The organism is Citrobacter sp. RHBSTW-00029 (assembly GCF_014104295.1).
Taxonomy (GTDB): Bacteria; Pseudomonadota; Gammaproteobacteria; order Enterobacterales; family Enterobacteriaceae; genus Citrobacter; species Citrobacter youngae.
Window position 1 is genome coordinate 4,125,510 of the sequence record NZ_JABXRT010000001.1, and the last position, 26,739, is coordinate 4,152,248.

The 26,739-nt window shown below is 53.2% G+C and carries 23 protein-coding genes; 4 read left to right on the forward strand and 19 right to left on the reverse strand.

Annotated elements, in window-relative coordinates; all coding sequences use genetic code 11:
- Positions 1–165: 165 nt before the first annotated feature.
- From wecG to trxA, 15 genes are all read right to left on the reverse strand, one after another.
- Positions 166–906, reverse strand: a complete 741-nt coding sequence (wecG, locus tag HV041_RS19965) for a lipopolysaccharide N-acetylmannosaminouronosyltransferase (RefSeq protein ID WP_048214070.1) — start codon at positions 904–906, stop codon at positions 166–168.
- Positions 906–2,261 carry an ECA oligosaccharide polymerase gene (gene wzyE / locus HV041_RS19970; RefSeq protein ID WP_048214069.1) on the reverse strand — a complete coding sequence of 452 codons (1,356 nt, stop codon included), beginning with the start codon at positions 2,259–2,261 and terminating at the stop codon, positions 906–908. Before wzyE ends, wecG begins: the two co-directional genes overlap by 1 nt.
- Positions 2,258–3,337 (reverse strand): TDP-N-acetylfucosamine:lipid II N-acetylfucosaminyltransferase, encoded by a 1,080-nt coding sequence (locus HV041_RS19975; protein ID WP_048214068.1) that lies wholly within the window; start codon positions 3,335–3,337, stop codon positions 2,258–2,260. Before HV041_RS19975 ends, wzyE begins: the two co-directional genes overlap by 4 nt.
- On the reverse strand, positions 3,334–4,584 hold the full coding sequence (wzxE, locus tag HV041_RS19980; protein WP_048214067.1) for a lipid III flippase WzxE: 1,251 nt from the start codon (positions 4,582–4,584) through the stop codon (positions 3,334–3,336). Before wzxE ends, HV041_RS19975 begins: the two co-directional genes overlap by 4 nt.
- A 1-nt stretch (position 4,585) precedes the next feature.
- The gene (gene rffA, locus HV041_RS19985) at positions 4,586–5,716 is read right to left on the reverse strand and encodes a dTDP-4-amino-4,6-dideoxygalactose transaminase (protein WP_048214066.1); all 1,131 of its coding nucleotides are present in this window, start codon (positions 5,714–5,716) and stop codon (positions 4,586–4,588) included.
- Between the two features lie 4 nt (positions 5,717–5,720).
- The gene (gene rffC / locus HV041_RS19990) at positions 5,721–6,398 is read right to left on the reverse strand and encodes a dTDP-4-amino-4,6-dideoxy-D-galactose acyltransferase (protein WP_048214065.1); all 678 of its coding nucleotides are present in this window, start codon (positions 6,396–6,398) and stop codon (positions 5,721–5,723) included.
- Positions 6,376–7,257, reverse strand: a complete 882-nt coding sequence (gene rfbA / locus HV041_RS19995) for a glucose-1-phosphate thymidylyltransferase RfbA (protein WP_048214064.1) — start codon at positions 7,255–7,257, stop codon at positions 6,376–6,378. Before rfbA ends, rffC begins: the two co-directional genes overlap by 23 nt.
- A gap of 33 nt (positions 7,258–7,290) precedes the next feature.
- Complete coding sequence (gene rffG, locus HV041_RS20000) at positions 7,291–8,358, reverse strand: dTDP-glucose 4,6-dehydratase (RefSeq protein WP_121585250.1); 1,068 nt, start codon at positions 8,356–8,358, stop codon at positions 7,291–7,293.
- Positions 8,358–9,620: a UDP-N-acetyl-D-mannosamine dehydrogenase gene (gene wecC / locus HV041_RS20005; protein ID WP_048214062.1), complete on the reverse strand. Its 1,263-nt coding sequence runs from the start codon at positions 9,618–9,620 to the stop codon at positions 8,358–8,360. Before wecC ends, rffG begins: the two co-directional genes overlap by 1 nt.
- Entirely contained in the window at positions 9,617–10,747 is a 1,131-nt protein-coding gene (gene wecB / locus HV041_RS20010; RefSeq protein WP_048214061.1) for a UDP-N-acetylglucosamine 2-epimerase (non-hydrolyzing), read from the reverse strand. The genes wecC and wecB overlap by 4 nt, the downstream gene beginning before the upstream one ends.
- A gap of 55 nt (positions 10,748–10,802) precedes the next feature.
- Positions 10,803–11,849 (reverse strand): ECA polysaccharide chain length modulation protein, encoded by a 1,047-nt coding sequence (wzzE, locus tag HV041_RS20015; RefSeq protein WP_048214060.1) that lies wholly within the window; start codon positions 11,847–11,849, stop codon positions 10,803–10,805.
- Between the two features lie 12 nt (positions 11,850–11,861).
- Positions 11,862–12,965 carry a UDP-N-acetylglucosamine--undecaprenyl-phosphate N-acetylglucosaminephosphotransferase gene (gene wecA / locus HV041_RS20020; protein ID WP_005133353.1) on the reverse strand — a complete coding sequence of 368 codons (1,104 nt, stop codon included), beginning with the start codon at positions 12,963–12,965 and terminating at the stop codon, positions 11,862–11,864.
- A gap of 239 nt (positions 12,966–13,204) precedes the next feature.
- Entirely contained in the window at positions 13,205–14,464 is a 1,260-nt protein-coding gene (gene rho / locus HV041_RS20025; RefSeq protein WP_002437993.1) for a transcription termination factor Rho, read from the reverse strand.
- A gap of 78 nt (positions 14,465–14,542) precedes the next feature.
- A complete protein-coding gene (locus HV041_RS20030) occupies positions 14,543–14,626 on the reverse strand; it encodes a rho operon leader peptide (RefSeq protein WP_101743114.1) in 84 nt (27 codons plus the stop codon).
- A gap of 176 nt (positions 14,627–14,802) precedes the next feature.
- The gene (gene trxA / locus HV041_RS20035) at positions 14,803–15,132 is read right to left on the reverse strand and encodes a thioredoxin TrxA (protein ID WP_001280776.1); all 330 of its coding nucleotides are present in this window, start codon (positions 15,130–15,132) and stop codon (positions 14,803–14,805) included.
- A 239-nt stretch (positions 15,133–15,371) separates the two neighbouring features.
- Between trxA and rhlB the strand changes: the two genes are divergently transcribed.
- Together rhlB and gppA are read left to right on the forward strand one after the other, a co-directional pair.
- On the forward strand, positions 15,372–16,640 hold the full coding sequence (gene rhlB / locus HV041_RS20040) for an ATP-dependent RNA helicase RhlB (RefSeq protein WP_048214059.1): 1,269 nt from the start codon (positions 15,372–15,374) through the stop codon (positions 16,638–16,640).
- Between the two features lie 8 nt (positions 16,641–16,648).
- Positions 16,649–18,133: a guanosine-5'-triphosphate,3'-diphosphate diphosphatase gene (gene gppA, locus HV041_RS20045; RefSeq protein ID WP_121585249.1), complete on the forward strand. Its 1,485-nt coding sequence runs from the start codon at positions 16,649–16,651 to the stop codon at positions 18,131–18,133.
- A 50-nt stretch (positions 18,134–18,183) separates the two neighbouring features.
- Here gppA and rep read toward each other — a convergent pair whose 3' ends face one another.
- Positions 18,184–20,205, reverse strand: coding sequence for a DNA helicase Rep (gene rep / locus HV041_RS20050; RefSeq protein WP_048214057.1), 2,022 nt, complete (start codon positions 20,203–20,205; stop codon positions 18,184–18,186).
- Between the two features lie 84 nt (positions 20,206–20,289).
- Between rep and ppiC the strand changes: the two genes are divergently transcribed.
- Positions 20,290–20,571 carry a peptidylprolyl isomerase PpiC gene (gene ppiC / locus HV041_RS20055; protein WP_003017999.1) on the forward strand — a complete coding sequence of 94 codons (282 nt, stop codon included), beginning with the start codon at positions 20,290–20,292 and terminating at the stop codon, positions 20,569–20,571.
- Positions 20,572–20,664: 93 nt separating this feature from the next.
- On the opposite strand, the gene ilvC is transcribed toward ppiC, so the two are convergent.
- Positions 20,665–22,140, reverse strand: a complete 1,476-nt coding sequence (ilvC, locus tag HV041_RS20060) for a ketol-acid reductoisomerase (protein WP_048214056.1) — start codon at positions 22,138–22,140, stop codon at positions 20,665–20,667.
- Between the two features lie 156 nt (positions 22,141–22,296).
- Between ilvC and ilvY the strand changes: the two genes are divergently transcribed.
- Positions 22,297–23,187, forward strand: coding sequence for an HTH-type transcriptional activator IlvY (gene ilvY / locus HV041_RS20065; protein WP_048214055.1), 891 nt, complete (start codon positions 22,297–22,299; stop codon positions 23,185–23,187).
- Between the two features lie 86 nt (positions 23,188–23,273).
- Here the strand turns inward: ilvY and ilvA are convergent, their stop codons facing one another.
- Both ilvA and ilvD read right to left on the reverse strand, forming a co-directional pair.
- Positions 23,274–24,818 (reverse strand): threonine ammonia-lyase, biosynthetic, encoded by a 1,545-nt coding sequence (gene ilvA / locus HV041_RS20070; protein WP_048214102.1) that lies wholly within the window; start codon positions 24,816–24,818, stop codon positions 23,274–23,276.
- Between the two features lie 5 nt (positions 24,819–24,823).
- Positions 24,824–26,674: a dihydroxy-acid dehydratase gene (gene ilvD, locus HV041_RS20075; RefSeq protein ID WP_121585248.1), complete on the reverse strand. Its 1,851-nt coding sequence runs from the start codon at positions 26,672–26,674 to the stop codon at positions 24,824–24,826.
- Between the last annotated feature and the right edge of the window lie 65 nt (positions 26,675–26,739).

A 26,739-nucleotide genomic window follows, 5' to 3' on the forward strand; every position in this document is an offset into this window, starting at 1 on the left:
AAACACCACGGCACTGCAATGATTGTTGCGAATGGTTTCTTAAAATCGCCTAAATGGCAATTAAAGCATTCAAAAAATAAATAGATTGTGCGAGAAAGCAGCGATTATGTTGTGAATAAGTAGCGCGTTTAGCATAACGCGCTACTGAACAACGCAGAGGTGATGTCAGAGATTGCCGGTATAGTGCCAGCGGAGATAACGTAATAAACGAAGTTGGCGGGTGATGCGACTTGGTTGCAGCAGCAAGCGATACAGCCACTCCAATCCCAGGCTCTGCCAGAATTTGGGCGCGCGCTTTACGTGCCCGGTGAACACATCGTAGGTGCCGCCCACGCCCATATACAGCGCATGCGGATGGACCTGGCGACAGTCGCGCATAAAAATTTCTTGTTTCGGCGAACCCATCGCCACGGTAACAAGTTGTGCGCCGCTGGCATGAATACGCTCAAACAGCGCCTGACGCTGATCGGCGGTAAAATAGCCGTCCTGACTGCCAACAATATTGACGTGCCATTGTGCGCGCAGTTTTGCCTCTGTTTGTGCCAGAACATCAGGCTTACCGCCCACCAGGAATACGGGCGTTCCTTCCTTCCCGGCGCGAGCCATCAGCGCTTCCCAGAGATCGGCCCCCGCCACACGTGATACCTGCGCCTGCGGGAATTTTTTACACACGGAACGCACCACGCTGATCCCATCCGCATATTTAAACTCAGCGGCCTCGATCAACGTCCGAACCTCTGGGTTATCCTCCGCTGTCAGCATTTTTTCAGCGTTAATTGCTACCAGCGTCCCCTGCCTGAGACGTCCCCCGGCAAACAGGTAATTCAGCGCATGTTGCATATCGCGCCAGCCAATCAGTTCTAATCCGCGCAGTGAATACAGCGGCGCAGTTGTGTTATCTGTCATTACGATCCTTCAACCTGTGTCCGGGGCACCGACTTTATTCGTTTATGGATGAGTCCCGCACTATCAAACAGCCAGTACAACAATTTTGCCACCAACAGACAGACGCCGAAAATCACGAGGAAAAAAACCACTCGCGAGACAAACGAATCTAACCCTTCACGTGCCAAAACGATCATATTAAAAATGGCACCGAAACAGAAACTGTGCAAAATCGCCGACTTATAGCGATTAGTTTCCCGGTTGCCTAATTCATACAACCAGTCGAACCATTTAATAATTAGGCCGACGACAATCGCGCCTAACGGTATAAACAGCGCCCCGCCCATCACCACCAGCGAACCAATTAACGTCGGCGAAATCGCCAGCCCCGAGTGGTTATTCAACACTTCCCAGGTAAAGTAGTTCGCTGAGTTGAGAACAATGCCAGGTCGTCCCGGCCACAGCCAGGAAGGGATAAAGACGTAGAAGTCACGAACAATCGGTGCCAGTCCCTGAAACTCAATATTGTGGTAATTTTGCAGCAATAGCGCCAGATTCTCCCACGGCGAGAAGGTATCGCGCGTGAGGTACAGGAAAGTATAGAACGCCTCATCACCGCTGACGTTCATCCCGTAGCGCTTCAGCGCCAGCCAGAACATCCCGACAATACCCAGGACGCCCGCCGCGGCCAGCATCCACAGCGAAATCCAGCCGCGAATAATGCCGATAAACAGGAAAATGGCAAACGCGATAATAATATTGGCGCGGGTTCCGCCAACAATCATGTACGTCAGCAACCCAAATGCAACGGTACTCACCAGGAAGAACAACCACGCTTTGCTGTCCTGACGCAGGAAGTAGACCACCAGCATCGCCGGAATGAAGAAGTAGAAGAAGCGTTTCAGAGCCACCCCGGAGACTTCACTGGAGAAAATCTGGCTATAGGATTGCAACCTGAACAGCAGGAAACCGTTGTGCATAAAGAAAATGCCCACGCTCACCAGCGCAATCGCCATCAGGATAATCCAGGTCAAATGTGCTTCAACGCGATTGATGGTAAACAGCGGTTTGCGCGTTCTCTCCGGGCTCCGTTTCCGCAGGCGTGTTTTATAGGTCACATAGTACACTGCGTAGAAGCAGGCAGCGGACAGCAACGCCTGCAGCAAAATTTCCGGCGGGGCCACCGCCACATCAAAGCGAAATACCAGCACGCTGGTCAACGGAAAACCAAAGAAAAACGTCAATAAGAACAGCAATGAGAAGAAGACATTGAAGTTAAACCGCACGCGTCGGAATTCAAACCAGGTCAGCGTGGCGATAAACAAAGTCGAGAGCAGCCACACCACCAGCAGACCGCTGAATTGCATCAGACTCATACGGTTTCTCCTGAGGCAATGCGCAGCGCGTTATGCCACGGTTGCAGATAATTCGGGCTAAAGAAAGTAATTGCACTTTTATCAACCGATGCCAGTTGGCGCTGCGCCTCGCGTACGATACCTTCATTGAGTACATCTGTCGTAAACAGAACCGGGATGTTTTGCTCTGCCATATCCTGCCAGAATGGGTTTTCACGATTGAGCACGCACGGGATCCCCGCCTGAATCAGCAGACACAATGTACCAATCCCCTGCTGACGGGCAAAGATAAAGTAACCCAGATCGCACTGACGCAGTAGCGCCAGATAGGCATCAAACTCCAGCTTTTCACTGAGAATTTGCAGGTTATCGGCGCTAAATAACGCCAGACCCGCCTGGCGCACTTCTTCAATATAGCCTGCATTATTTGCCGGGTAACCCATTGGCACAATCACGTTAACCGTGTCGCCGAACTGCTGATGGACAGCACGCAGCGCGGCAATATGCTCATTACTGCGATCGCCAGAGTTTCCGACCAGGATCGTCATTTTCCCGCGTCGCTGGCGCTCATTGCTCATATTGTTCAGCGACGGATCCATACGGGTTGGGAAATAGAGCAATTCCCCGCGAACACGCGGATGCAGCTCAGCGAAATAGCTCAGATCGCCTCGCGTGGCAAAGACACAACCCACGCGGTTTTGTGCCATTCGGCGAATCGGGTAAAACAGACGGAATTTCAGCCCACTGGAGACTTCATACAGATCGGCACCCCAAATATGCCAGTAAAACTGCTCAGGCTTAATCCCCCCGCTCAGCAATGCCAGCCACAGACTAGTATTGAACTGCCCATGAAAGAAGAAACGCTGCTGGCGATCCGTCTTAGCTTTGGCGATAACGGCCTCTGCCAGCGCCTTTTTTCCACCGTAGAAACTCAGTGATAACGCCGGGTAGCTCTCGCTAAATCCCGTATCCTGACCGGCAACCATAAACACGCGCGCGTGCTCACTTGTTGCAGCCAACGCGTCGTTGAAGAACCGCAGCACGGTTTGGTTATGGTGAGGGATATCCGATCCCAGAACGTGAATCAGTACAGTCATACCCGCCTACGCCAGAGTAAAAACACGCCACAACAAAGAGAAAAATAGACGATGTACGTTGCCATATAGGCCTGTGCCGCGCCCAGAGCACCGTGCGCGGGGATCAACCAGTGGGCAAATGCCGTCAACAAAATGAACTGGCTAATTTCGGCCAGAATATAAAACCGCAGCGAGGCCTTCGCGATCACCAGATAGCCAAATACGTAGGCACCCACTTTCAGTACATCCCCCACCAGTTGCCAGGCAAACAAATCACGCATGGCGGTGAATTTAGCGGAGAAAAGCAGCCAGATAGCAAAATCACGTAACAGCCAGACGGTAAAACTCGCGGCGGCAACTGCCGGTAATACAAATTTCAGCGATTTGATAACTTCACGCGTGATGTCGCGCTTTTCAGTCAGGCGAGACAGTGTTGGCAGCAGATACACACTGAATGAAGCGGTAATAAATTGCAGGTACGCATCAGAGATACTGCTCACCCCCTGCCAAATCCCCACGTCATCCCAGCTGTATTGCACCGCCAATAGGTTTCGCATCATCACATACGCCACGGGCAGCGTCACAGAGGTAATGAGCGCCATCAACGTAAACTTGCTTAGCTGCCCTGCCAGACCGTTATCCCACGAGGGCTTCAGGTAATGCAGAGGAATAGTGCCACGCTTAATCAGCATGATGGCTGCAGGGATAACCACCAGCGCTGGCACCAGCGCCAGCCCCAGCAAAGCACCTTCGTATCCGCCCAACCGATAGCAGCCGTAGTAGGCCACGACGCCGACCAGGCTGCCAATAATCAGCGATAGCGCATTACCTGCGGCATCGCGGAATCCTTTCATCAACGCCAGCAACAGGTTTGCCCAGGCAATCCCCATCTGTACCAGCGCAACCAGGCGTACCAGCCCCTGAAAATGCGTATGACCAAACAATCCCTGACTGATAGGCGCTGCTGCCAGCAAAAAAATCGCCGCCATCAGCGTAGAGAATCCCAACACCATTGCGGATGATGTCCCCACCACCTTACGCAACCGCGCCGGGTCATCATGGTGCTGCGCAACGTATTTCGTGACGCCGTTGAAAATCCCGGCGCCCGCCAACACGCCAAGCACGGTGACCATCTGACGGAAGTTTCCCGCCTGGCCCACACCCGCAGGGCCGAAAGAGACCGCCAGCAGTTTTACCACCAACAAACCCGCACCAATTTTTACCAGCGTACTGGTAGCCGTCCACAAGGACGCTTTAGCCAGCGACATATCAGGAGAAGTAGTTGAGTAAGGTCGTAATTACTGTGCGCTGGTTCACCAGCGACAGGTTATAAAACAGCGGCAGACGCAGCAGGCGTTCACTCTCTTTGGTGGTGTAACGATCGACTCCGGAAAACACGCCGAATTTATCGCCAGCCGGACAATCATGCAGCGGAATATAATGGAATACCGCCATAATTTCGGCTTCTTTCAGGAAGTTAATCAACGCCGTGCGATCGTCAATATCACGCAGCTTGATATAAAACATATGGGCGTTCTGCGCACAACCTTCCGGGATGGCGGGTAAATCAATACGCCCGGCACGCGCCAGCGGTTCGAGGGCATCATAATAATTCTGCCACAGCACCAGGCGCTGATGATTAATACGCTCTGCCGCTTCCAGTTGCGCCCACAGATAGGCAGCCTGGAGATCGGACATCAAATAGCTGGAGCCAATATCACGCCAGGTATATTTATCAACCTGACCGCGGAAAAATTGACTGCGATTCGTCCCCTTTTCACGGATGATTTCTGCACGTTCAACTAATTTACGGTCGTTGATCAGCGTCGCCCCGCCTTCACCGCCTGCGGTATAGTTTTTGGTTTCATGGAAGCTAAAGCAGCCAATATGCCCAATGGTCCCCAGCGCACGGCCTTTGTAGGTCGACATTACGCCCTGAGCAGCATCTTCTACCACGAACAGGTTGTATTGTGACGCCAACGCCATAATGGTATCCATTTCACAGGCAACCCCGGCGTAGTGCACCGGCACAATAGCGCGGGTTTTCTCGGTGATCGCCGCTTCAATCAGCGTTTCATCAATGTTCATGGTATCCGGGCGGATATCGACAAAGACGATTTTTGCGCCACGCAGCACGAATGCGTTCGCGGTAGATACAAATGTGTAGCTGGGCATGATGACTTCATCGCCGGGCTGGATGTCCAGCAATAATGCCGCCATCTCCAGTGATGCGGTACAGGAAGGCGTCAGCAGCACCTTCTCACTGCCAAAATGCTGCTCCAGCCATTGCTGGCAACGGCGGGTAAAACCACCATCGCCACACAGCTTGCCGCTGCTCATCGCTGACTGCATGTATTCAAGCTCGGTTCCCACCACCGGCGGTGCGTTAAATGGAATCATTTTGTCACCTGTATAACCAGTACGCGGTGCTTTCCACATTTGCACCGCTCTGTATATAACGTTTAAGCGCGGCGGTGTTGCCCATCTGGGTCGCCACCCGCAATGTTGTTTTACCGCGAGCCTGTGCCCAGCAAAGCGCAGCCTGCATGAGTTCGGCACCCGCACCACGACCAGCCAGTAAGCCAATACGTGCATCAGTATCATTGACGTCACGTAGTGAGACATAACCGCGAATCCCACCTGTCTGTGTACGAAAAATGAGGCACTGATGATCGAACGTGCCCAGCACAGCGTTTTCTATCCACTGTGCATAAAAACGCGCACTGGCCTCCACGGGATACCACGGTGCGCGGAAACGACTTTGGGCGAACGCCTCTCCTGCCAGTCGACGCAGCAGCGGAATATCCGCAGCTTGCGCCACCTGTGCACCGGGATTTTCACGGGCGCACGTTACCGGCAGAACAAAGTCCATCTCACCTTCGACCAGTGAAAAGCCCAACTGCTGTAAAGCATCTAATTCATACGTATTTGCAGCAGGAATTTTTGCCTGCACCCGTTCCCAGCGCTGTAAAACTTCTGCTGTCAGGATCGGTGCGTGCGGGTCAAACCGTACGATGGCGCTATTCACGCCAAAGAACGTATTTTCCCAATCCAGAGACTCAATACTGGCGCGGACGGGCACGGAGAAGCTCCAGCAAATATTGGCCGTAGCCTGTTTTAGCCAGAGAGCTGGCGGCACGTCTAACACCTTCATCATCCAGCCAGCCATTACGCCATGCTATCTCTTCCAGGCAGGCGATTTTAAAGCCCTGACGTTTCTCCACCGTCTGCACAAACGTGCTCGCTTCAATCAGACTGTCGTGCGTACCGGTATCCAGCCAGGCAAAGCCACGGCCAAGCAATTCAACGGTCAGATTGCCATCGTCAAGGTACATCTGGTTAATGGAGGTAATTTCCAGTTCCCCACGCTCAGAAGGTTTCACGCGCTTTGCGTATTCCACTACCTTACTGTCGTAGAAATAGAGTCCTGTCACCGCCCAGTTTGATTTTGGTTCTTTCGGCTTCTCTTCCAGCGAGACTGCGCGAAAATTGTCATCAAACTCAACCACACCGAAACGCTCAGGATCCATCACCTGATAGCCAAATACCGTCGCACCTTGTGTTCTGGCAGCGACGTGGCGTAGTTTTGGACTAAATCCCTGACCAAAGAAGATATTGTCCCCAAGCACCAGACATGATGGTTCGCCGTTAAGGAACGTTTCACCAATAATGAATGCCTGTGCTAAACCATCCGGGCTGGGCTGCTCTGCATAATGCAATTCAATACCGAACTCAGAGCCATCTCCCAGCAAACGCTGGAAATACCCTTTATCTTCCGGTGTGGTAATAATGAGGATCTCGCGAATTCCCGCCAGCATCAGTACCGATAGCGGGTAATAGATCATGGGCTTATCGTAAATAGGCAATAGCTGCTTCGATACGCCGCGCGTAATGGGGTACAGGCGAGTGCCTGAGCCACCTGCCAGAATGATACCTTTCATATGATCCCTCCTCCGGGCGCCAAAACCAGGCTGTTAGCCCTTCAGGCCCAAACGCTCACCCTGGTAGCTGCCATCCTGCACGGGTTTCCACCAGGCCTCATTTGCCAGATACCATTGCACGGTTTTACGCATGCCACTTTCAAACGTTTCCTGCGGCACCCAGCCAAGTTCACGCGCAATTTTCGACGCATCAATGGCATAGCGCAGATCATGGCCTGGGCGATCTTCAACATAAGTGATCAATTCTTGATACCGCATAACACCTTTTGGTTTTTGCGGTGCCAGTTCTTCCAACAAGCTGCAAATCGTTTCGACCACGTCCAGGTTTTTACGCTCGTTATGACCACCAATATTATAGGTCTCGCCAACCGCGCCTGTAGTCGCGACGCAATAGAGCGCCCGGGCATGATCTTCCACATACAGCCAGTCACGAATCTGCTGTCCGTTGCCGTACACCGGCAGAGGTTTTCCCGCCAGTGCATTGAGAATCATCAGCGGGATCAGTTTTTCCGGGAAATGGTAGGGCCCATAATTGTTGGAGCAGTTAGTCATTAACGTTGGCAGCCCGTACGTACGTAGCCAGGCACGTACCAGATGATCGCTGCTGGCCTTTGACGCGGAATAAGGACTACTCGGTGCATACGGCGTTGTTTCGGTAAAGAAATCATCCGTAGAATGCAGGTCGCCGTACACCTCGTCGGTTGATATATGGTGGAAACGAAACGCCTGCTTTTTATCATCGGCTAACACATTCCAGTATGCGCGAGCGGCTTCCAGCAACGTGTAGGTTCCGACAATATTGGTTTCAATAAATGCGGCGGGGCCATCGATAGAACGATCAACATGACTTTCTGCCGCCAGGTGCATCACGCAATCCGGCTGATACTGTTGAAACACGTTGTCGAGCGCCAGGCGATCGCAGATATCAACTTGTTCAAAGGCAAAACGGGCATTCTGTGCAACCGGCGCCAGCGACATCAGGTTTCCGGCATAGGTTAACTTATCAACCACTACCACGGCATCCCGAGTCTCATTAATGATGTGACGCACAACCGCTGAGCCAATAAATCCTGCACCACCGGTAACCAGAATTCGTTTCATTAGCGCCAGACTCCTTTGGTATCAACCACGTATTGCTGGTGAACCGCATCGCCTTTAATCGCTTTAAATTCATTATGGTCAACCAGCATCACCAGCACATCGGCGCTTGCCAGCGCATCGTCCAGTTTCGCCAGTTGGCACAGGCCATCCAGTTTTTTCGGCAACTGATGGATATTCGGTTCAACCACCAGCGTCTCGCCGCTGTGCCAGCGTGCGATACTTTGCGCCACCCCCATTGCCGGGCTTTCACGTAAATCATCAATATTCGGTTTGAACGCCAGACCAAAACAGGCAATTTTTACGTCGCTGGCACGTTTATTGGTCTCCGTCAGACAATCCGCTACAGCGGCTTTTACCCGATCGACAACCCAATGAGGCTTACTATCATTTACCTCGCGCGCGGTGCGGATCAATCTCGCCTGCTGCGGGTTCTGCGCCACAATAAACCACGGGTCGACCGCGATACAGTGCCCGCCAACACCAGGTCCAGGCTGCAAAATGTTAACCCGCGGGTGACGGTTCGCCAGACGGATCAGTTCCCAGACGTTAATCCCCTGATCGGCGCAAATCAGCGACAGTTCATTAGCAAAGGCGATATTGACATCGCGGAAGCTGTTTTCGGTCAACTTGCACATTTCTGCAGTGCGGGCGTTAGTCACCACACATTCACCTTCGAGGAAGATGTTGTACAGTTCGCTGGCGCGCATAGAACAAACGGGGGTCATTCCGCCAATCACACGGTCATTTTTAATCAGTTCAACCATCACCTGGCCTGGCAGCACGCGCTCCGGACAATAAGCAATGTTCACGTCAGCCTGTTCCCCCGCCTGCTGCGGGAAAGTCAGATCAGGGCGCATTTCTGCAAGCCATGCTGCCATCTGCTCCGTTGCCCCGACGGGTGACGTCGATTCAAGGATCACCAACGCCCCTTTTTTCAGCACCGGCGCAAGCGACTTCGCTGCGGCTTCAACATAGACCATATCGGGTTCATGCTCCCCCTTGAAGGGGGTCGGCACAGCAATCAGATAAGCGTCTGCTTCAACAGGTGTCGTAACCGCACGCAGAAAGCCATTTTCGACTGCTGTTTTCACCACAGCACCCAAATCAGGTTCAACGATGTGGATTTCACCGCGGTTAATGGTATCCACCGCATGTTGATTTACATCTACGCCAATAACATGTTTTTGACGGGAAGCAAAAGCGGCCGCCGTCGGCAGTCCGATATAACCCAGCCCAATGACAGAAATGGTCGTAAAACTCATAGCGATATCCGATTATTTTTTAACGCGTGTAAAATGCGGCCACACGCCTGCCCATCACCATACGGATTATGGGCGCGGCTCATGGTCTGATATTCATTTTCGTCATGCAGCAAGCGCGTGACTTCTGCCACAATACGCTGAGGGTCAGTCCCTACCAGACGTACTGTGCCTGCGGTAATGGCTTCTGGCCGCTCCGTTGTTTCTCGCATCACCAACACAGGTTTGCCCAGAGAAGGGGCTTCCTCCTGAATCCCGCCGGAATCGGTAAGGATAAGCCAGGCATGATTCATCAGCCAGACGAATGGCAGATAGTCCTGTGGCTCAATCAGAATCACGTTCTCAACATGACCCAAAATACGATTTACCGGCTCGCTAACGTTGGGGTTCAGGTGTACGGGATAGACAATCTGTACATTCTGATTAGCCGCGGCAATTTCCGCCAGTGCATGGCAGATTTGCTCAAAGCCGCGACCAAAGCTTTCCCGACGATGACCGGTTACCAGGATCATCTTCTTATCCGCATCCAGGAAAGGATAGCGCTCAGCCAGTTCAGCGCGCAGTGCTTCATTTCCGAGTACACGATCGCGAACCCAGATCAACGCATCAATAACCGTGTTCCCCGTGACAAAAATACGGTCATCCGGAATGGTTTCACGCAACAGGTTTTGGCGTGAATTTTCAGTTGGGGAAAAGTGATACATTGCCAGGCGCCCGGTCAGTGTACGGTTTGCCTCTTCCGGCCAGGGAGAATAGAGATCGCCAGTTCGCAACCCAGCCTCAACATGCCCCACCGGAATACGCTGATAAAACGCGGCCAGGCTGGTCGCAAGGGTTGTTGTTGTATCACCGTGGACTAGCACCACATCAGGTTTGAACTCAGCGAGGATTGGCTTTAATCCTTCCAGAATTCGACAGGTAATTTCTGTCAGTCCCTGACCTGGCTGCATAATATTGAGATCGTAGTCAGGTACGATGGAAAAGAGGTGCAATACCTGATCGAGCATCTCCCGATGCTGTGCAGTGACGCAAACTTTCGCGTCGAAATCAGGATCTTTAGCCAGCGCATGAACCAGAGGAGCCATCTTAATGGCCTCCGGTCGCGTACCAAATACAGTCAGTACTTTCACATCGATTCTCTTCGGATTGGCAGTGAGAGCCCAGCCCCTCACTGCAACGGTATTGCTAAATCGAACGGCGACGGGTTAACGCGACACCAGCACCGATCAGGGCCCCAACGATGCCCCACATAATCATCAGGAAGGCACGACGTGGGCTATCACGTTTTACCGGTTCTTCCGGCGTCCGCAAATAACGATAGGTCTGAAAACGCGGATCCAGGGTCGGTCCTACGTTCAGCGTGTTCAGCATGGCTCTGTTTTGAAAATAGTCCATATCAAAATCTGGGCCAACAGATTGCAGGTTTTCGAGTCGCGCCTGCAGCATAGGGCGTCCGAGTAAAAACAACTCAGAATCAGGCAACTCTTCAGCAGGGACATCAGTAGAAGTACGCGAAATATTATGCTGCTCAGCAATTTTGAGCGCCTGCTCAATGTTATGAACACGGCGAGAGAAAATCGATTTTGCTACCTCTTCCTGCCGTTTGACCTGCGCTTTCATTTGCACCGTCCGCGCAGCCCATGCGCCTTTCAGCTCATCGTTCAGATGACGTGCTGCACGCTGGCTGGCAAAGGCCACGTACTGGCGCAGAAGATTGTTGGCATCAGGAGCCGTTTCCGCAATAAGCTTCACACTGTCATTGGTGTTCCGCAACGCATCACCTGGCATAAACTGAATGTTGTTGATCAGTTCATCCAGTAGCGCGGCATCGGCTTTACTGTTTCCGACCATACGCTGCTTGTAATAATCAGTCTGCTGCCAGAATTCACGACGCGTATCCCAGGAGGCAAGCTGCATGATAAATTCTTTATAGGCTTCATCCATCACTGACGGCTGGTCCGTTGATGCGAGGCTGGCCTTAATATCCAGGTTGCGCAGGAACTGTTGTTGAGAGTAATAGCCCCCCAACATATTCACCGTAGGCTTGTCTGAAATAGCCGTTGCGCTCCACTCCTGACGGGCGAAAAAAGTATAGGCGAGAGCAACAAGTGCAAATGCGAGCGCCATACCGACAATCCACACCTTCCCTGCCCATAAGGTACGAAACAACCCACGGATATCCAGTTCATTTTCAGCGCTCATGGCGTCTTCCCCCGGTAATGGTTGTGTCATCGCATCCTCAATTCACTTGGTTAAGTTTGGTTTGCCTTCACGAATTCTTCGCAGTCTGCGCTTCACTCGCTTGATAAATCTCGCCACTTTCCAGGCACGCTTGATACAGTATCCGTAGAGGCCAAATGCCATTAAAAACAGCACCAGCATGGCCCATTCCGGAACCAAACGGAAATATTCAGCCAGCACACCGATCGATGCCAGCACGGCCGCCGCCAGCGTAATCAGAACAAATGCCTGGCGGGAAGTAAACCCTGCCCGCATCACCAAATGATGAATGTGCTGGCGATCGGCTGAGAACGGGCTCATGCCCTTACGCAAACGGCGGTACATGATCGCCACCATATCCATTAACGGGATGGCGATAATCCACAGTGCGGTAACTGGGCTTATAGGATGTGTTTTGCCCTGCGTGGTTTCCAGCAGGATCCAGATGATGGTAAAACCAATCAGCGTACTGCCAGCATCACCCATGAAGACTTTATAACGGCGCCCAAGAACGCCCAGGTTCAGCAGAATATAAGGCAGAATGGCGGCGATCATCGCAAAACACCATACGGCCAGACTCGTCTGCCCATCGAACCACAGGATAAACCCCATCGCCGCGAATGAAACGCTGGACAGCCCACCTAACAGGCCGTCAATACCGTCCACCATATTGAAAGCATTAATTGCCGCCCAGACGGCAAACAGCGTCAGTAAATAGCCAAACGGGCCAAGAATCATCTCCCAGGGGCCAAAAATATACCCAAGGCTAAGAAGATAGAGTTTGCCAACCGACATCATGATAATGCCGATCGCGGCCTGGATAGTTGCGCGGATTTTTACACTGATATCAAAACGATCGTCCAGCGCGCCAACCAAAACCAGCACGCCGGCACAGGCCAGATAGAGAGAAGCATGCGGGATGTAATAATCAGCAATCACAAACGTAAAGCAAATACCTGCGTAAGCCGAAATCCCCCCAACCAGCGGGATCAATCCTTGATGCCGTTTGCGAAAGTTGGGTTTATCCACTAAACCAATCTTTTTTGCGACCTTACGCGCAAAGAAAAGAAACAGTGTTGTGAATAAAAAAATACTGATGAGATCAGTGCTTACTGTCAGTAAATTCACAATGCATGCTCTCAGAGAAAATTAATAGCAGAAGTATAACCACGAAGACCTTTATTCAGAAGGGAAACCCGTCTCCATATCCGATGGTTCTGTATAATTATCAACCACAAGATACAAATTACGAATCTTTTTCAACCTGGCGGTATGTCATACCGTATTATTGTTATTGTGTCGTTAAGATTACAGGCATAAAAGCAAAACGCCACGTAAAAACGTGGCGTTTTCGGATGATGCCTGAATTATGAGCGCTTCATCATATCGAAGAAGTCATCATTGGTCTTCGTCATCGCCAGCTTGTTAATGAGGAACTCCATTGCATCAATTTCACCCATCGGATGGATGATTTTGCGCAGGATCCACATTTTCTGCAGCTCTTCCTGGGTGGTAAGCAGCTCTTCTTTACGGGTACCGGAACGATTGTAGTCGATAGCCGGGAAGACGCGTTTTTCAGCGATCTTACGAGAGAGATGCAGTTCCATGTTGCCGGTACCTTTAAACTCTTCGTAGATAACTTCATCCATTTTAGAGCCGGTATCGATAAGCGCAGTCGCGATGATGGTCAGGCTGCCGCCCTCTTCCACGTTACGTGCCGCACCGAAGAAACGCTTCGGACGGTGCAGGGCGTTGGCATCAACACCACCGGTCAGGACTTTACCGGAAGCCGGGACCACGGTGTTGTACGCACGCGCCAGACGCGTGATGGAGTCGAGCAGGATGATAACGTCTTTCTTATGTTCAACCAGACGTTTCGCCTTCTCGATTACCATTTCCGCAACCTGAACGTGGCGAGATGCGGGTTCATCAAAGGTAGAAGCCACCACTTCACCTTTAACCAGACGCTGCATCTCGGTCACTTCTTCCGGACGTTCGTCAATCAGCAGCACCATCAGCACACAGTCCGGGTGGTTGTAGGCAATGCTCTGCGCAATGTTCTGCAGCAGCATGGTTTTACCCGCTTTTGGCGGTGCCACAATCAGACCACGTTGGCCACGACCGATCGGCGATGCCAGATCCAGTACGCGCGCCGTTAAGTCCTCGGTAGAACCATTACCACGCTCCATACGCAGACGGGAGTTTGCGTGCAGCGGCGTTAAGTTTTCGAAGAGGATCTTGTTACGGGCGTTTTCCGGTTTGTCGTAGTTAACTTCGTTAACTTTCAACAGCGCAAAATAGCGTTCACCTTCTTTTGGCGGGCGAATCTTACCAGAAATGGTATCACCAGTGCGGAGGTTGAAACGGCGGATTTGGCTTGGAGAAACGTAGATGTCATCAGGACCGGCGAGGTAGGAGCTGTCTGCAGAGCGGAGGAAACCAAATCCATCCTGCAATATCTCCAGCACACCGTCACCAAAGATATCTTCGCCACTCTTTGCGTGCTGCTTCAGGATGGCAAAAATAATGTCCTGCTTGCGCATACGAGCCAGGTTTTCAAGGCCCATATTTTCGCCGAGAGTGATCAGCTCAGAAACCGGCGTATTCTTTAATTCGGTAAGATTCATAATGGTGTGAGTTCTTAAACTTGGGGTAAATCTCGAACTTAATGTTGTGAATGGTATGGCAGGGTCATCCATGCCTGTTTACGGCCATCGACTCATGTCTGTTCGCTGTCTGGTCACAGGAAAGTACGCAGAACTGAAACGACAAGACGGATTGAGTGACAAGGCCCTGAATCTGTCTACTTCTCGCACGAGAAACAACGGGAAGTATTGGATAAAGCTAGATTCAAACTTAATAAGGTATGTTTAATACGAAGTCAACACTAACTTAGCACGACTCAAGTCGGGCGTCCAGTCATCCGAATCATTTCGAAGTATGGCCGCCCGATCATGATACTTCCTTACGCTAAGTTAGCGTCGAGGAACTCTTTCAACTGACCTTTGGACAGCGCGCCGACTTTAGTCGCCGCAACTTCGCCGTTTTTAAACAGCAGAAGGGTCGGGATGCCACGAATACCATACTTCGGCGCGGTGCCTGGGTTTTGGTCAATGTTCAGTTTAGCAACCGTCAATTTGCCCTGATATTCGTCAGCGATTTCATCCAGAATCGGAGCGATCATTTTGCACGGACCGCACCACTCTGCCCAGAAATCAACGAGGATAGCTCCGTCCGCTTTGAGTACATCCGTGTCAAAACTGTCGTCAGTCAGGTGAATAATTTTATCGCTCATAATAACTCCACAGGAATAAGCCTGGTGTGTTGGTGTTTACACATCATCCTTCAAGCCGCCTTTTTGTTGGCTGTGCGCTGCGTCCTGGTCACGTACTCAATACGCGTCTTTGGACCCATTCACTTGCCATCTCGACGCATCATGAATGAATTGTGTACAGTATTAACCAACTAAAGGTTGACTTTATTTCACCGGATACGCTTTCGTAAAGCAATAGTAAGCTGATATTCTACCACACTATGAGCAAAACACATTTAACAGAACAGAAGTTTTCCGACTTCGCCCTGCACCCGAAGGTGATAGAAGCCCTTGAAAATAAAGGGTTTCATAACTGCACGCCCATTCAGGCTCTCGCGCTGCCGCTTACGCTGGCAGGCCGTGATGTTGCAGGGCAGGCGCAAACCGGTACCGGAAAAACGATGGCGTTCCTGACGTCAACGTTTCACTATCTTCTCTCTCATCCCGCGATTGACGATCGCAAGGTAAACCAACCGCGTGCGTTAATTATGGCGCCAACGCGTGAGTTAGCCGTGCAGATCCACGCCGACGCCGAGCCGCTGGCACAGACCACCGGTCTGAAATTAGGCCTGGCTTATGGCGGCGACGGTTACGACAAACAGCTGAAAGTGCTGGAAAGCGGCGTCGATATTCTTATCGGCACGACCGGTCGTCTTATCGACTACGCAAAACAGAACCATATCAACCTGGGCGCGATTCAGGTCGTGGTGCTGGATGAAGCCGATCGTATGTACGATCTGGGCTTTATTAAAGATATCCGTTGGCTGTTCCGTCGTATGCCGCCAACCACCCAACGTCTGAACATGCTGTTTTCTGCAACACTGTCTTATCGCGTTCGCGAACTGGCGTTTGAACAAATGAATAACGCCGAGTACGTTGAAGTCGAACCGGAACAGAAGACGGGCCACCGTATTAAAGAAGAACTCTTCTATCCTTCCAACGAAGAGAAAATGCGTTTGCTGCAAACGCTGATTGAAGAAGAGTGGCCAGATCGCGCCATTGTTTTTGCTAACACCAAACATCGCTGTGAAGAGATCTGGGGCAGTCTTGCTGCTGACGGACATCGCGTAGGCCTGCTTACCGGTGACGTGGCGCAGAAAAAACGCCTGCGTATCCTTGATGAGTTCACCCGTGGCGATCTCGATATTCTCGTCGCAACCGATGTCGCGGCGCGTGGCCTGCACATCCCAGCCGTAACGCACGTGTTTAACTATGACCTGCCGGATGACTGTGAAGATTACGTCCACCGTATTGGTCGTACAGGTCGTGCAGGCGCAAGTGGTCATTCTATTAGCCTGGCTTGTGAAGAGTACGCGCTGAATTTACCTGCAATCGAGACCTACATTGGCCACTCGATTCCGGTCAGCAAGTACAACCCGGACGCGCTAATGACTGACCTGCCAAAGCCGCTGCGCATGACGCGCCCACGCCCAGGCAATGGCCCGCGTCGTACCGGTGGTGCTCCGCGTAATCGTCGTCGTTCAGGTTAACGTAAGATATGCTCACAACCACTTCGCTGTACGCCGCAATCGATTTAGGCTCGAATAGTTTTCATATGCTGGTTGTACGCGAAGTGGCGGGAAGCATCCAGACGCTCACGCGTATTAAACGCAAGGTGCGTCTGGCCGCTGGACTCAACAGCAACAACATTCTCTCCGCTGAAGCCATGGAACGCGGCTGGCAATGCCTGCGCCTGTTTGCTGAACGTCTGCAGGATATCCCGCAACCGCAAATCCGCGTGGTCGCCACGGCAACATTGCGCATCGCGGTAAACGCCGATGTCTTTATCGCCAAAGCGCAAGAGATCCTCGGCTGCCCTGTCCAGGTCATCAGTGGTGAAGAAGAAGCACGACTGATTTATCAGGGTGTCGCCCACACCACTGGCGGTGCCGATCAGCGTCTGGTCGTTGATATTGGCGGTGCCAGTACGGAACTGGTTACCGGCTCCGGCGCCCAAACAACCTCTCTGTTCAGCCTGTCAATGGGCTGCGTTACCTGGCTCGAACGGTACTTCACCGATCGTAATCTGGCGCAGGAAAATTTTGACGAAGCCGAGAAAGCGGCGCGTGAGGTTCTGCGCCCGGTCGCCGACAAACTGCGTTTTCATGGCTGGAAAGTTTGCGTTGGTGCCTCCGGTACCGTCCAGGCGTTGCAGGAAATCATGATGGCGCAGGGTATGGATGAGCGCATTACGCTGGCCAAACTTCAGCAGCTTAAGCAGCGTGCTATCCACTGCGGTCGTCTGGAAGAGTTGGAAATCGAAGGGTTAACGCTGGAACGCGCACTGGTGTTCCCTAGCGGGCTGGCAATCCTGATCGCGATTTTCACTGAGTTGAATATTCAATGCATGACCCTGGCCGGCGGCGCACTGCGTGAAGGTCTGGTTTACGGTATGCTGCACCTGCCTGTCGATCAGGATATTCGCAGCCGTACGCTGCGTAATATTCAGCGTCGCTTTATGGTTGACACCGATCAGGCGAACCGCGTCGCACAGTTGGCTGTACATTTATTCGATCAGGTGAAAGATGAGTGGCATCTTGAGGCCATTAGCCGTGAACTGCTGCAAAGTGCCTGTCAGCTGCATGAAATAGGGCTGAGCGTGGAATATAAGCAGGCACCGCTGCATGCCGCCTGGCTGGTGCGTAATCTCGATCTTCCGGGCTTCACTCCCGCGCAGAAAAAGCTGTTAGCCACGCTGTTATTAAATCAGACCAACCCAGTCGATCTCTCTTCGCTCCACCAGCAAAACGCCGTGCCGCCGCGCATCGCGGAGCACCTTTGCCGTTTGCTACGCCTGGCGATCATCTTCGCAAGCCGCCGCCGTGACGATTTAGTGCCACATATCACCCTGCAAGCTCAGGATGAAGATCTGACGCTAACGTTGCCGGAAAGCTGGCTGGAACATCATCCATTAGGTAAAGAGTTGATCGATCAGGAAATCCAGTGGCAAAGCTATGTCCACTGGCCGCTGGAAGTGCGTTAGATGCTGGCTGCCGGATGGCGCTCACGCTTATCCGGTCTACCAAATAAATATTACTTCTCTTTGGCTTTCGCCATCATTGCCCGGATATTCGCAATGCTGGCCTGCCCCTTTTGCATCCGCTCCTCAGCGCTCACCACTTTACGCTCCTGTTCCCAGATAACGTCATCCTGTGGCAGTTCCAGCAGGAAGCGGCTTGGCTCCGGACGCACCAGTTCACCGTACTGACGGCGTTCTTTGCACAACGTGAAGATAAGCTCTTTCTGTGCACGGGTAATGCCGACGTAGGCCAGACGACGCTCTTCATCAATGTTGTCTTCATCGATGCTGCTCTGATGAGGTAAGAAGCCCTCTTCCATTCCCACCATAAACACATAGGGGAACTCCAGCCCTTTTGAGGCATGTAACGTCATCAACTGCACCTGGTCCAGCTCTTCTTCACTCTCTCCACGCTCCATCATGTCGCGCAGGGTAAAGCGGGTAACGACCTGGGTCAGGGTCATTGGCTCTTCCAGCTCACTGCCTTCCAGCATCTCCGTCATCCAGCTGAACAGCGTGTTGACGTTCTTCATACGCATTTCTGCCGCTTTCGGGCTCGGCGAGGTTTCATACAGCCAGGATTCGTAATCAATGCCATGGATCAGGTCACGCACGGCAGCAATCGGTTCACGCTCCGCGAGGCGCTGGATTTCCCCCAGCCAGTGCGTAAAGCGGGTTAGAGAATCATAACCGCGGCCGGTCAGCGTCTGGCTTAGACCCATATCAAAGCTGGCAGTAAACAAGCTTTTATTACGCGTCATCGCCCACTCACCCAACTTTTGCAGTGTGGCCGGGCCGATTTCACGTTTTGGCGTGTTTACGATCCGCAAAAATGCGCTGTCGTCATCCGGGTTGCTCAGCACACGCAGGTAGGCCAGCAGATCTTTGATTTCCGGACGCGAGAAAAACGACGTTCCGCCGGAAATTTTGTACGGGATACGGTTCTGCATTAGAAACTTTTCGAACACGCGCGACTGATGATTACCGCGATACAGGATCGCATAGTCCTTATACTGCGTCTTATTCACAAAGTGATGAGCAATCAACTCCCCGGTCACGCGTTCCGCTTCATGCTCTTCGTTGTTGGCACTCAGTACTTTCAGCTCAGGTCCGTAGCCCAGCTCAGAGAACAAGCGCTTTTCAAAGACGTGCGGGTTGTTAGCAATGAGGATGTTCGCCGCCTTGAGGATACGCCCGGAGGAACGGTAGTTTTGCTCCAGCTTCACCACCTGTAGCGCCGGAAAATCTTTGCTCAGCAGCACCAGGTTTTGCGGACGCGCGCCGCGCCAGGAGTAAATAGACTGATCGTCATCACCCACCACGGTAAAGCGCGCACGTTGCCCCACCAGCAGCTTCACCAGCTCGTACTGGCTAGTGTTGGTATCCTGGTATTCATCCACCAGCAGGTAGCGGATTTTGTTCTGCCAGCGCTCGCGCACCTCTTCATTACGCTGAAGCAGCAACGTCGGCAGTAGGATCAGATCGTCAAAGTCCAGCACGTTGCACGCCTTCATATGCGCGTCGTACAAACCATAGCAGTGCGCGAAAATACGATCGCGTTCGCCTTTAGCGCTGGCCGCTGCCTGCGCCGGGGTCATCAGATCGTTTTTCCAGTTGGAGATCGTTGAGATCAGCTGTTGAAGGATAAGTTTATCGTCTTCAATTAGCCCTTCGGTCAGTTCCTTAAGCAGAGCCACCTGGTCGGTATCGTCAAACAGCGAGAAGTTCGACTTCATCCCCAACGCCGCAAATTCACGCTTGATGATATCCAACCCCAACGTGTGGAACGTGGAGATCATCAATCCACGCGCCTCTTTACGACCCAGCGTCTGCGCCACACGCTCTTTCATTTCACGCGCGGCCTTATTGGTAAAAGTCACCGCCGCGATATGCCGCGCCTGATAGCCACAAACGCGGATCAGGTGCGCAATTTTATTGGTGATAACGCGCGTCTTTCCGGAACCCGCCCCCGCCAGCACCAGGCAAGGTCCTGTGACAAATTCGACGGCTTGTTGTTGTCCGGGATTCAAACGCATAAAGATCACTCAATGAAAGTCAGGAGGGGAAATTTAGAGCATGGTAGTATAGCCAGCCTCAACCACCCCACTCAAGGCACGATCATGGCAAAAACAGCAGCAGCAGTGCATATCCTTGTTAAAGAAGAGAAACTGGCTTTGGATCTTCTGGAACAAATTAAAAACGGTGCCGACTTTGGCAAGCTGGCGAAGAAACACTCAATCTGCCCATCAGGCAAACGCGGCGGTGATTTAGGCGAATTCCGCCAGGGCCAGATGGTCCCGGCGTTCGATAAAGTCGTCTTCTCTTGCCCGGTGCTGGAGCCAACTGGCCCGCTGCACACGCAGTTCGGTTACCACATCATTAAAGTGCTGTACCGTAACTAATAAAAAAGCCGGGTGGCGGCTGTCGCCTTACCCGGCCTACATTCTTGGCTAAATTGTAGGTCGGGTAAGCGCTAGCGCCACCCGACAATCTATTTAACCCGCTACCGCAATACGCTTCATATCCGTCATATAACCACGCAGTTTCTTACCAACCTGCTCGATAGCGTGGCCGCGAATCGCTTCGTTCACATCACGCAGCTGCGCGTTGTCTACCGCACCTTCGGCAATCGCTTTGCCCAGATCGCCGGTCTGCAGAGTCGTCATGAACTCTTTCAGCAGCGGTACGCAAGCGTAAGAGAACAGGTAGTTACCGTATTCTGCGGTATCGGAGATAACCACGTTCATTTCGTACAGACGCTTACGCGCGATGGTGTTCGCGATCAGCGGCAGTTCGTGCAGTGATTCGTAGTAAGCAGACTCTTCGATGATGCCAGAATCAACCATGGTTTCGAACGCCAGCTCAACGCCCGCTTTCACCATCGCAATCATCAGAACGCCTTTATCGAAGTACTCCTGCTCGCCGATTTTGCCTTCAAACTGCGGGGCGGTTTCGAACGCGGTTTTGCCGGTCTCTTCACGCCAGGTCAGCAGTTTCTTATCGTCGTTGGCCCAGTCAGCCATCATGCCGGAGGAGAATTCACCGGAGATGATGTCGTCCATGTGTTTCTGGAACAGCGGTGCCATGATCTCTTTCAGCTGTTCGGACAGCGCATAAGCGCGCAGTTTTGCCGGGTTAGACAGACGGTCCATCATCAGCGTGATACCGCCCTGCTTCAGCGCTTCGGTGATGGTTTCCCAGCCGAACTGAATCAGTTTTTCCGCATAAGCCGGGTCAGTACCTTCTTCCACCAGCTTGTCGAAGCACAGCAGAGAGCCCGCCTGCAGCATACCGCACAGAATAGTCTGCTCGCCCATCAGGTCAGATTTCACTTCTGCAACAAAGGAGGATTCCAGTACGCCAGCACGGTGACCGCCGGTTGCCGCAGCCCAGGCTTTAGCGATCGCCATGCCTTCGCCTTTCGGGTCGTTTTCCGGGTGGACGGCGATCAGCGTCGGTACGCCGAAACCACGTTTGTACTCTTCACGCACTTCGGTACCCGGGCACTTCGGTGCCACCATCACAACGGTGATGTCTTTACGGATCTGCTCGCCCACTTCGACGATATTGAAACCGTGGGAGTAACCCAGCGCCGCGCCGTCTTTCATCAGCGGCTGTACGGAACGCACAACGTCGGAGTGCTGTTTGTCTGGCGTCAGGTTAACCACCAGGTCAGCCTGCGGGATCAGTTCTTCGTAGGTACCTACTTTGAAGCCGTTTTCGGTCGCTTTACGCCACGAAGCACGTTTCTCAGCGATCGCTTCTTTGCGCAGTGCGTAGGAAATATCCAGACCGGAGTCACGCATGTTCAGGCCCTGGTTCAGACCCTGAGCGCCACAGCCGACGATGACCACTTTTTTACCCTGAAGGTAGCTTGCGCCGTCGGCGAATTCTTCGCGGCCCATGAAGCGACATTTGCCCAGCTGAGCCAGCTGCTGACGCAGATTCAGTGTATTAAAGTAGTTAGCCATGATGGTGTACTCCGTGATGTTGTATTGTGGTGCTTATTATTCGGTTCGCTTTTGCGAGAATGAACCCACTATATGACAGGAAATTTATTGCGGAAATTGATATATTCACAACGTCACATTGCAATATCTGCAACGTCAAAATAAAGAGGTTCGCCGGTGGATTTACGCGATCTGAAAATGTTCCTGCATCTGGCGGAAAGCCGCCATTTTGGCCGCAGCGCGCGGGCGATGCACGTCAGCCCCTCCACGCTCTCCCGGCAAATTCAGCGTCTTGAAGAAGACCTCGGCCAGCCGCTGTTTGTCCGCGATAACCGCACGGTGACGCTCACCGAAGCCGGTGAGGAGCTGCGCGTGTTTGCCCAGCAGACGCTGCTGCAGTATCAGCAATTACGCCATACCATTGATCAACAAGGACCGTCGTTGTCCGGTGAACTGCATATCTTCTGCTCAGTGACTGCCGCCTACAGCCATTTACCACCGATCCTCGACCGCTTCCGCGCCGAGCATCCGTCGGTGGAAATCAAGCTCACCACCGGTGACGCGGCTGATGCAATGGAAAAAGTCGTCACCGGCGAGGCCGATCTGGCAATTGCCGGTAAGCCCGAGACACTGCCCGGCGCGGTGGCATTTTCCATGCTGGAGAATCTGGCTGTGGTATTGATAGCGCCAGCACTGCCCTGCCCGGTGCGCAACCAGATTTCGGTGGATGAGCCAGACTGGTCAACGGTGCCGTTTATCATGGCCGACCAGGGGCCGGTGCGCCGCCGCATTGAGCTGTGGTTCCGGCGCAATAAAATCAGCAACCCGTCGATTTACGCCACCGTGGGCGGCCACGAGGCGATGGTGTCGATGGTGGCGCTGGGCTGCGGCGTAGCATTGTTGCCAGAAGTGGTGCTGGAGAATAGCCCGGAGCCGGTACGTAACCGCGTGATGATTCTGGAACGTAGCGACGAAAAAACACCGTTCGAGCTGGGCGTATGCGCACAAAAAAAGCGGCTGCATGAGCCGCTTATTGATGCTTTCTGGAAGATATTGCCAAATCACTAGCCGCCGAACGGCGGCGCAAGCACCTTAACCGGCAGAGAGTCAGGGCGCAGGCCAGACAGGCGCAGTGCCGTCAGGCTCCCCAAACATTACCCCGCGAGAAAAAAACGAAACGCGGGGTTATGTGTTTCATCATGACAGTCATAGCCCAGTTCGTTCAGCCGCGTTTCGAAATCAGGTTCATGCTCACCCAACTCAAACGCCGCCAGTACACGGCCGTAGTCAGTTCCATGACTGCGATAGTGGAACAATGAAATATTCCAGTGCGTCCCCAGTGTATGCAGAAACTTCAGCAGCGCCCCCGGCGATTCCGGGAATTCGAAGCTGAACAGCCGTTCCTGCAAGGGTTTCGACGGACGTCCACCGACCATATAGCGCACGTGCAGCTTCGCCATTTCGTCGTCAGACAGATCCACCACACTGTAGCCGCCGTCACTAAGCAACTGGAGGATTTCTTTACGTTCTTCCAGACCACGGCTCAGGCGTACGCCGACAAAAATGCAGGCATCTTTGGCATCAGCAAAACGGTAGTTAAACTCAGTAACCGAGCGCCCACCCAGCAGTTGGCAGAATTTCAGGAAGCTGCCCTTCTCTTCCGGGATGGTCACCGCCAGCAATGCTTCACGTTGCTCCCCCAACTCGCAGCGTTCAGACACGTAGCGCAGGCCGTGGAAGTTAACGTTAGCTCCGGAAAGCACATGCGCCAGCCGCTCACCGCGAATATTGTGCTGGGCGATGTATTTTTTCATTCCCGCCAGCGCCAGCGCGCCCGATGGCTCAGCCACGGCTCGCACATCTTCAAACAGGTCTTTCATCGCTGCGCAAATAGCATCGCTATCAACGGTAATAATGTCGTCGAGGTATTCCTGGCACAGACGGAAGGTTTCATCACCAATGCGTTTGACCGCCACGCCTTCAGCAAAAAGACCGACGCGCGGGAGATCAACCGGATGACCGGCATCCAGCGCCGCTTTCAGGCAGGCGGAATCTTCAGCTTCAACGGCGATCACTTTGATCTGCGGCATCAGCTGTTTAATCAGCACCGCAACACCTGCCGCTAATCCGCCACCACCAACAGGCACGAATACGCGATCGAGATGAGCGTCCTGCTGGAGTAGCTCCAGCGCCAGCGTGCCCTGCCCGGCAATCACCATCGGATGATCAAACGGTGGAACCCAGGTAAAACCCTGCTGCTGCGATAGCTCAATCGCTTTGGCTTTGGCTTCATCAAAATTCGCGCCATGCAGCAGCACTTCTCCGCCGAAGCCGCGAACGGCATCGACTTTGATATCGGCAGTAGCCGTTGGCATGACAATCAGCGCCTTCACGCCTAGTCGTGCAGAAGAGAACGCGACGCCCTGGGCATGATTACCCGCCGATGCGGTGATGACCCCATGCGCTTTTTGCTCTTCGGTCAGGCCCGCCATCATGGCATAGGCACCGCGTAGCTTGAAGCTGTGAACGGGTTGACGGTCTTCGCGCTTGACCAGAATAACGTTATCGAGGCGCGAAGAGAGCTTTTCCATTTTCTGTAGCGGCGTTACCTGCGCCGCTTCGTAGACCGGCGCACGCAATACCGCTCTGAGATACTCGGCGCCCTCAGGAGCACCAGATAGAGGTTGTGAATCCGCCATGGTCATTATCCCCCGAGTTTCGACTTATCGCGCACCGCGCCTTTGTCGGCGCTGGTTGCCAGACTGGCGTAGGCGCGCAGCGCAAAGGAGACCTGGCGCTGACGATCTTTAGGCGTCCAGGCTTTGTCACCGCGTGCTTCCTGTGCTTCACAACGCGCAGCGATTTCCGCATCGCTCAACTGCAGTTGAATACCACGATTCGGGATATCGATAGCAATCATGTCGCCATCTTCGATAATCGCGATATTACCGCCGCTGGCCGCTTCCGGGGAAACGTGGCCGATAGACAGGCCGGATGTGCCGCCGGAGAAACGGCCATCTGTTATCAGCGCACAGGCCTTGCCGAGCCCCATCGATTTCAGGAAGGTGGTTGGGTAGAGCATTTCCTGCATGCCTGGCCCGCCTTTCGGCCCTTCGTAGCGAATCACCACCACGTCGCCCGCCACCACTTTGCCGCCAAGGATCGCCTCAACCGCGTCATCCTGGCTTTCGTACACTTTCGCCGGGCCGGTAAATTTCAGGATGCTGTCATCCACACCTGCGGTTTTCACAATACAGCCGTTTTCCGCGAAGTTACCGTACAGGACTGCCAGACCGCCATCTTTGCTGTAAGCATGTTCCAGCGAACGGATACAGCCTTCGGCGCGATCGTCATCCAGCGTGTCCCAGCGGCAGTCCTGCGAGAACGCCTGAGTGGTACGGATGCCCGCCGGGCCAGCGCGGAACATCTTTTTCACCGCGTCATCTTTGGTCAGCATCACGTCATACCGATCGAGCGTTTGCGGCAGCGTCAGCCCCAGCACGTTTTTCACGTCGCGGTTCAGCAGTCCGGCACGATCCAGTTCGCCTAAAATACCCAGTACGCCGCCTGCGCGGTGCACGTCTTCCATATGGTATTTCTGCGTGCTCGGCGCCACTTTACACAGCTGTGGGACTTTGCGGGACAGCTTGTCGATATCACTCATTGTGAAGTCGATTTCCGCTTCCTGCGCCGCCGCCAGCAGGTGCAGAACGGTGTTGGTGGAGCCGCCCATGGCGATATCCAGCGTCATGGCATTCTCAAACGCCGCCTTGCTGGCAATGTTGCGCGGCAGCGCAGAAGCATCATCCTGCTCATAGTAGCGTTTAGTCAGCTCAACGATGCGTTTACCCGCGTTAAGGAACAGCGTTTTACGGTCGGCGTGAGTCGCCAGCAGCGAACCGTTACCCGGCTGCGATAAACCCAGCGCTTCGGTCAGACAGTTCATCGAGTTTGCGGTGAACATCCCGGAGCATGAGCCGCAGGTCGGGCAGGCGGAACGCTCAACCTGTTCGCTTTGTGAGTCAGAGACTTTCGGGTCCGCGCCCTGAATCATTGCATCAACCAGATCGAGCTTGATGATTTGGTCAGAGAGCTTGGTTTTCCCGGCTTCCATCGGGCCACCAGAAACAAAGATCACCGGAATGTTCAGACGCAGGGAGGCCATTAACATCCCCGGGGTGATTTTGTCGCAGTTGGAGATGCAGACCATCGCATCGGCGCAGTGGGCGTTAACCATGTACTCAACGGAGTCAGCGATCAGCTCGCGTGACGGCAGTGAATACAGCATGCCCCCGTGGCCCATGGCGATACCATCATCCACAGCAATGGTGTTGAACTCTTTCGCTACGCCGCCAGAGGCTTCGATTTGTTCGGCAACCAGCTTACCGAGATCGCGCAGATGGACATGGCCCGGCACAAACTGGGTAAAGGAGTTCACAACAGCGATAATTGGTTTACCGAAGTCGTCATCGGTCATCCCGGTGGCGCGCCACAGTGCGCGGGCACCCGCCATATTACGGCCGTGGGTGGTGGTGGCAGAACGATACTTAGGCATGCTTGATTAACTCCCGTCTGTCTTTCCCCTGCATACTTCACGCCGCAGGTGCGTTGGCTGCCTCG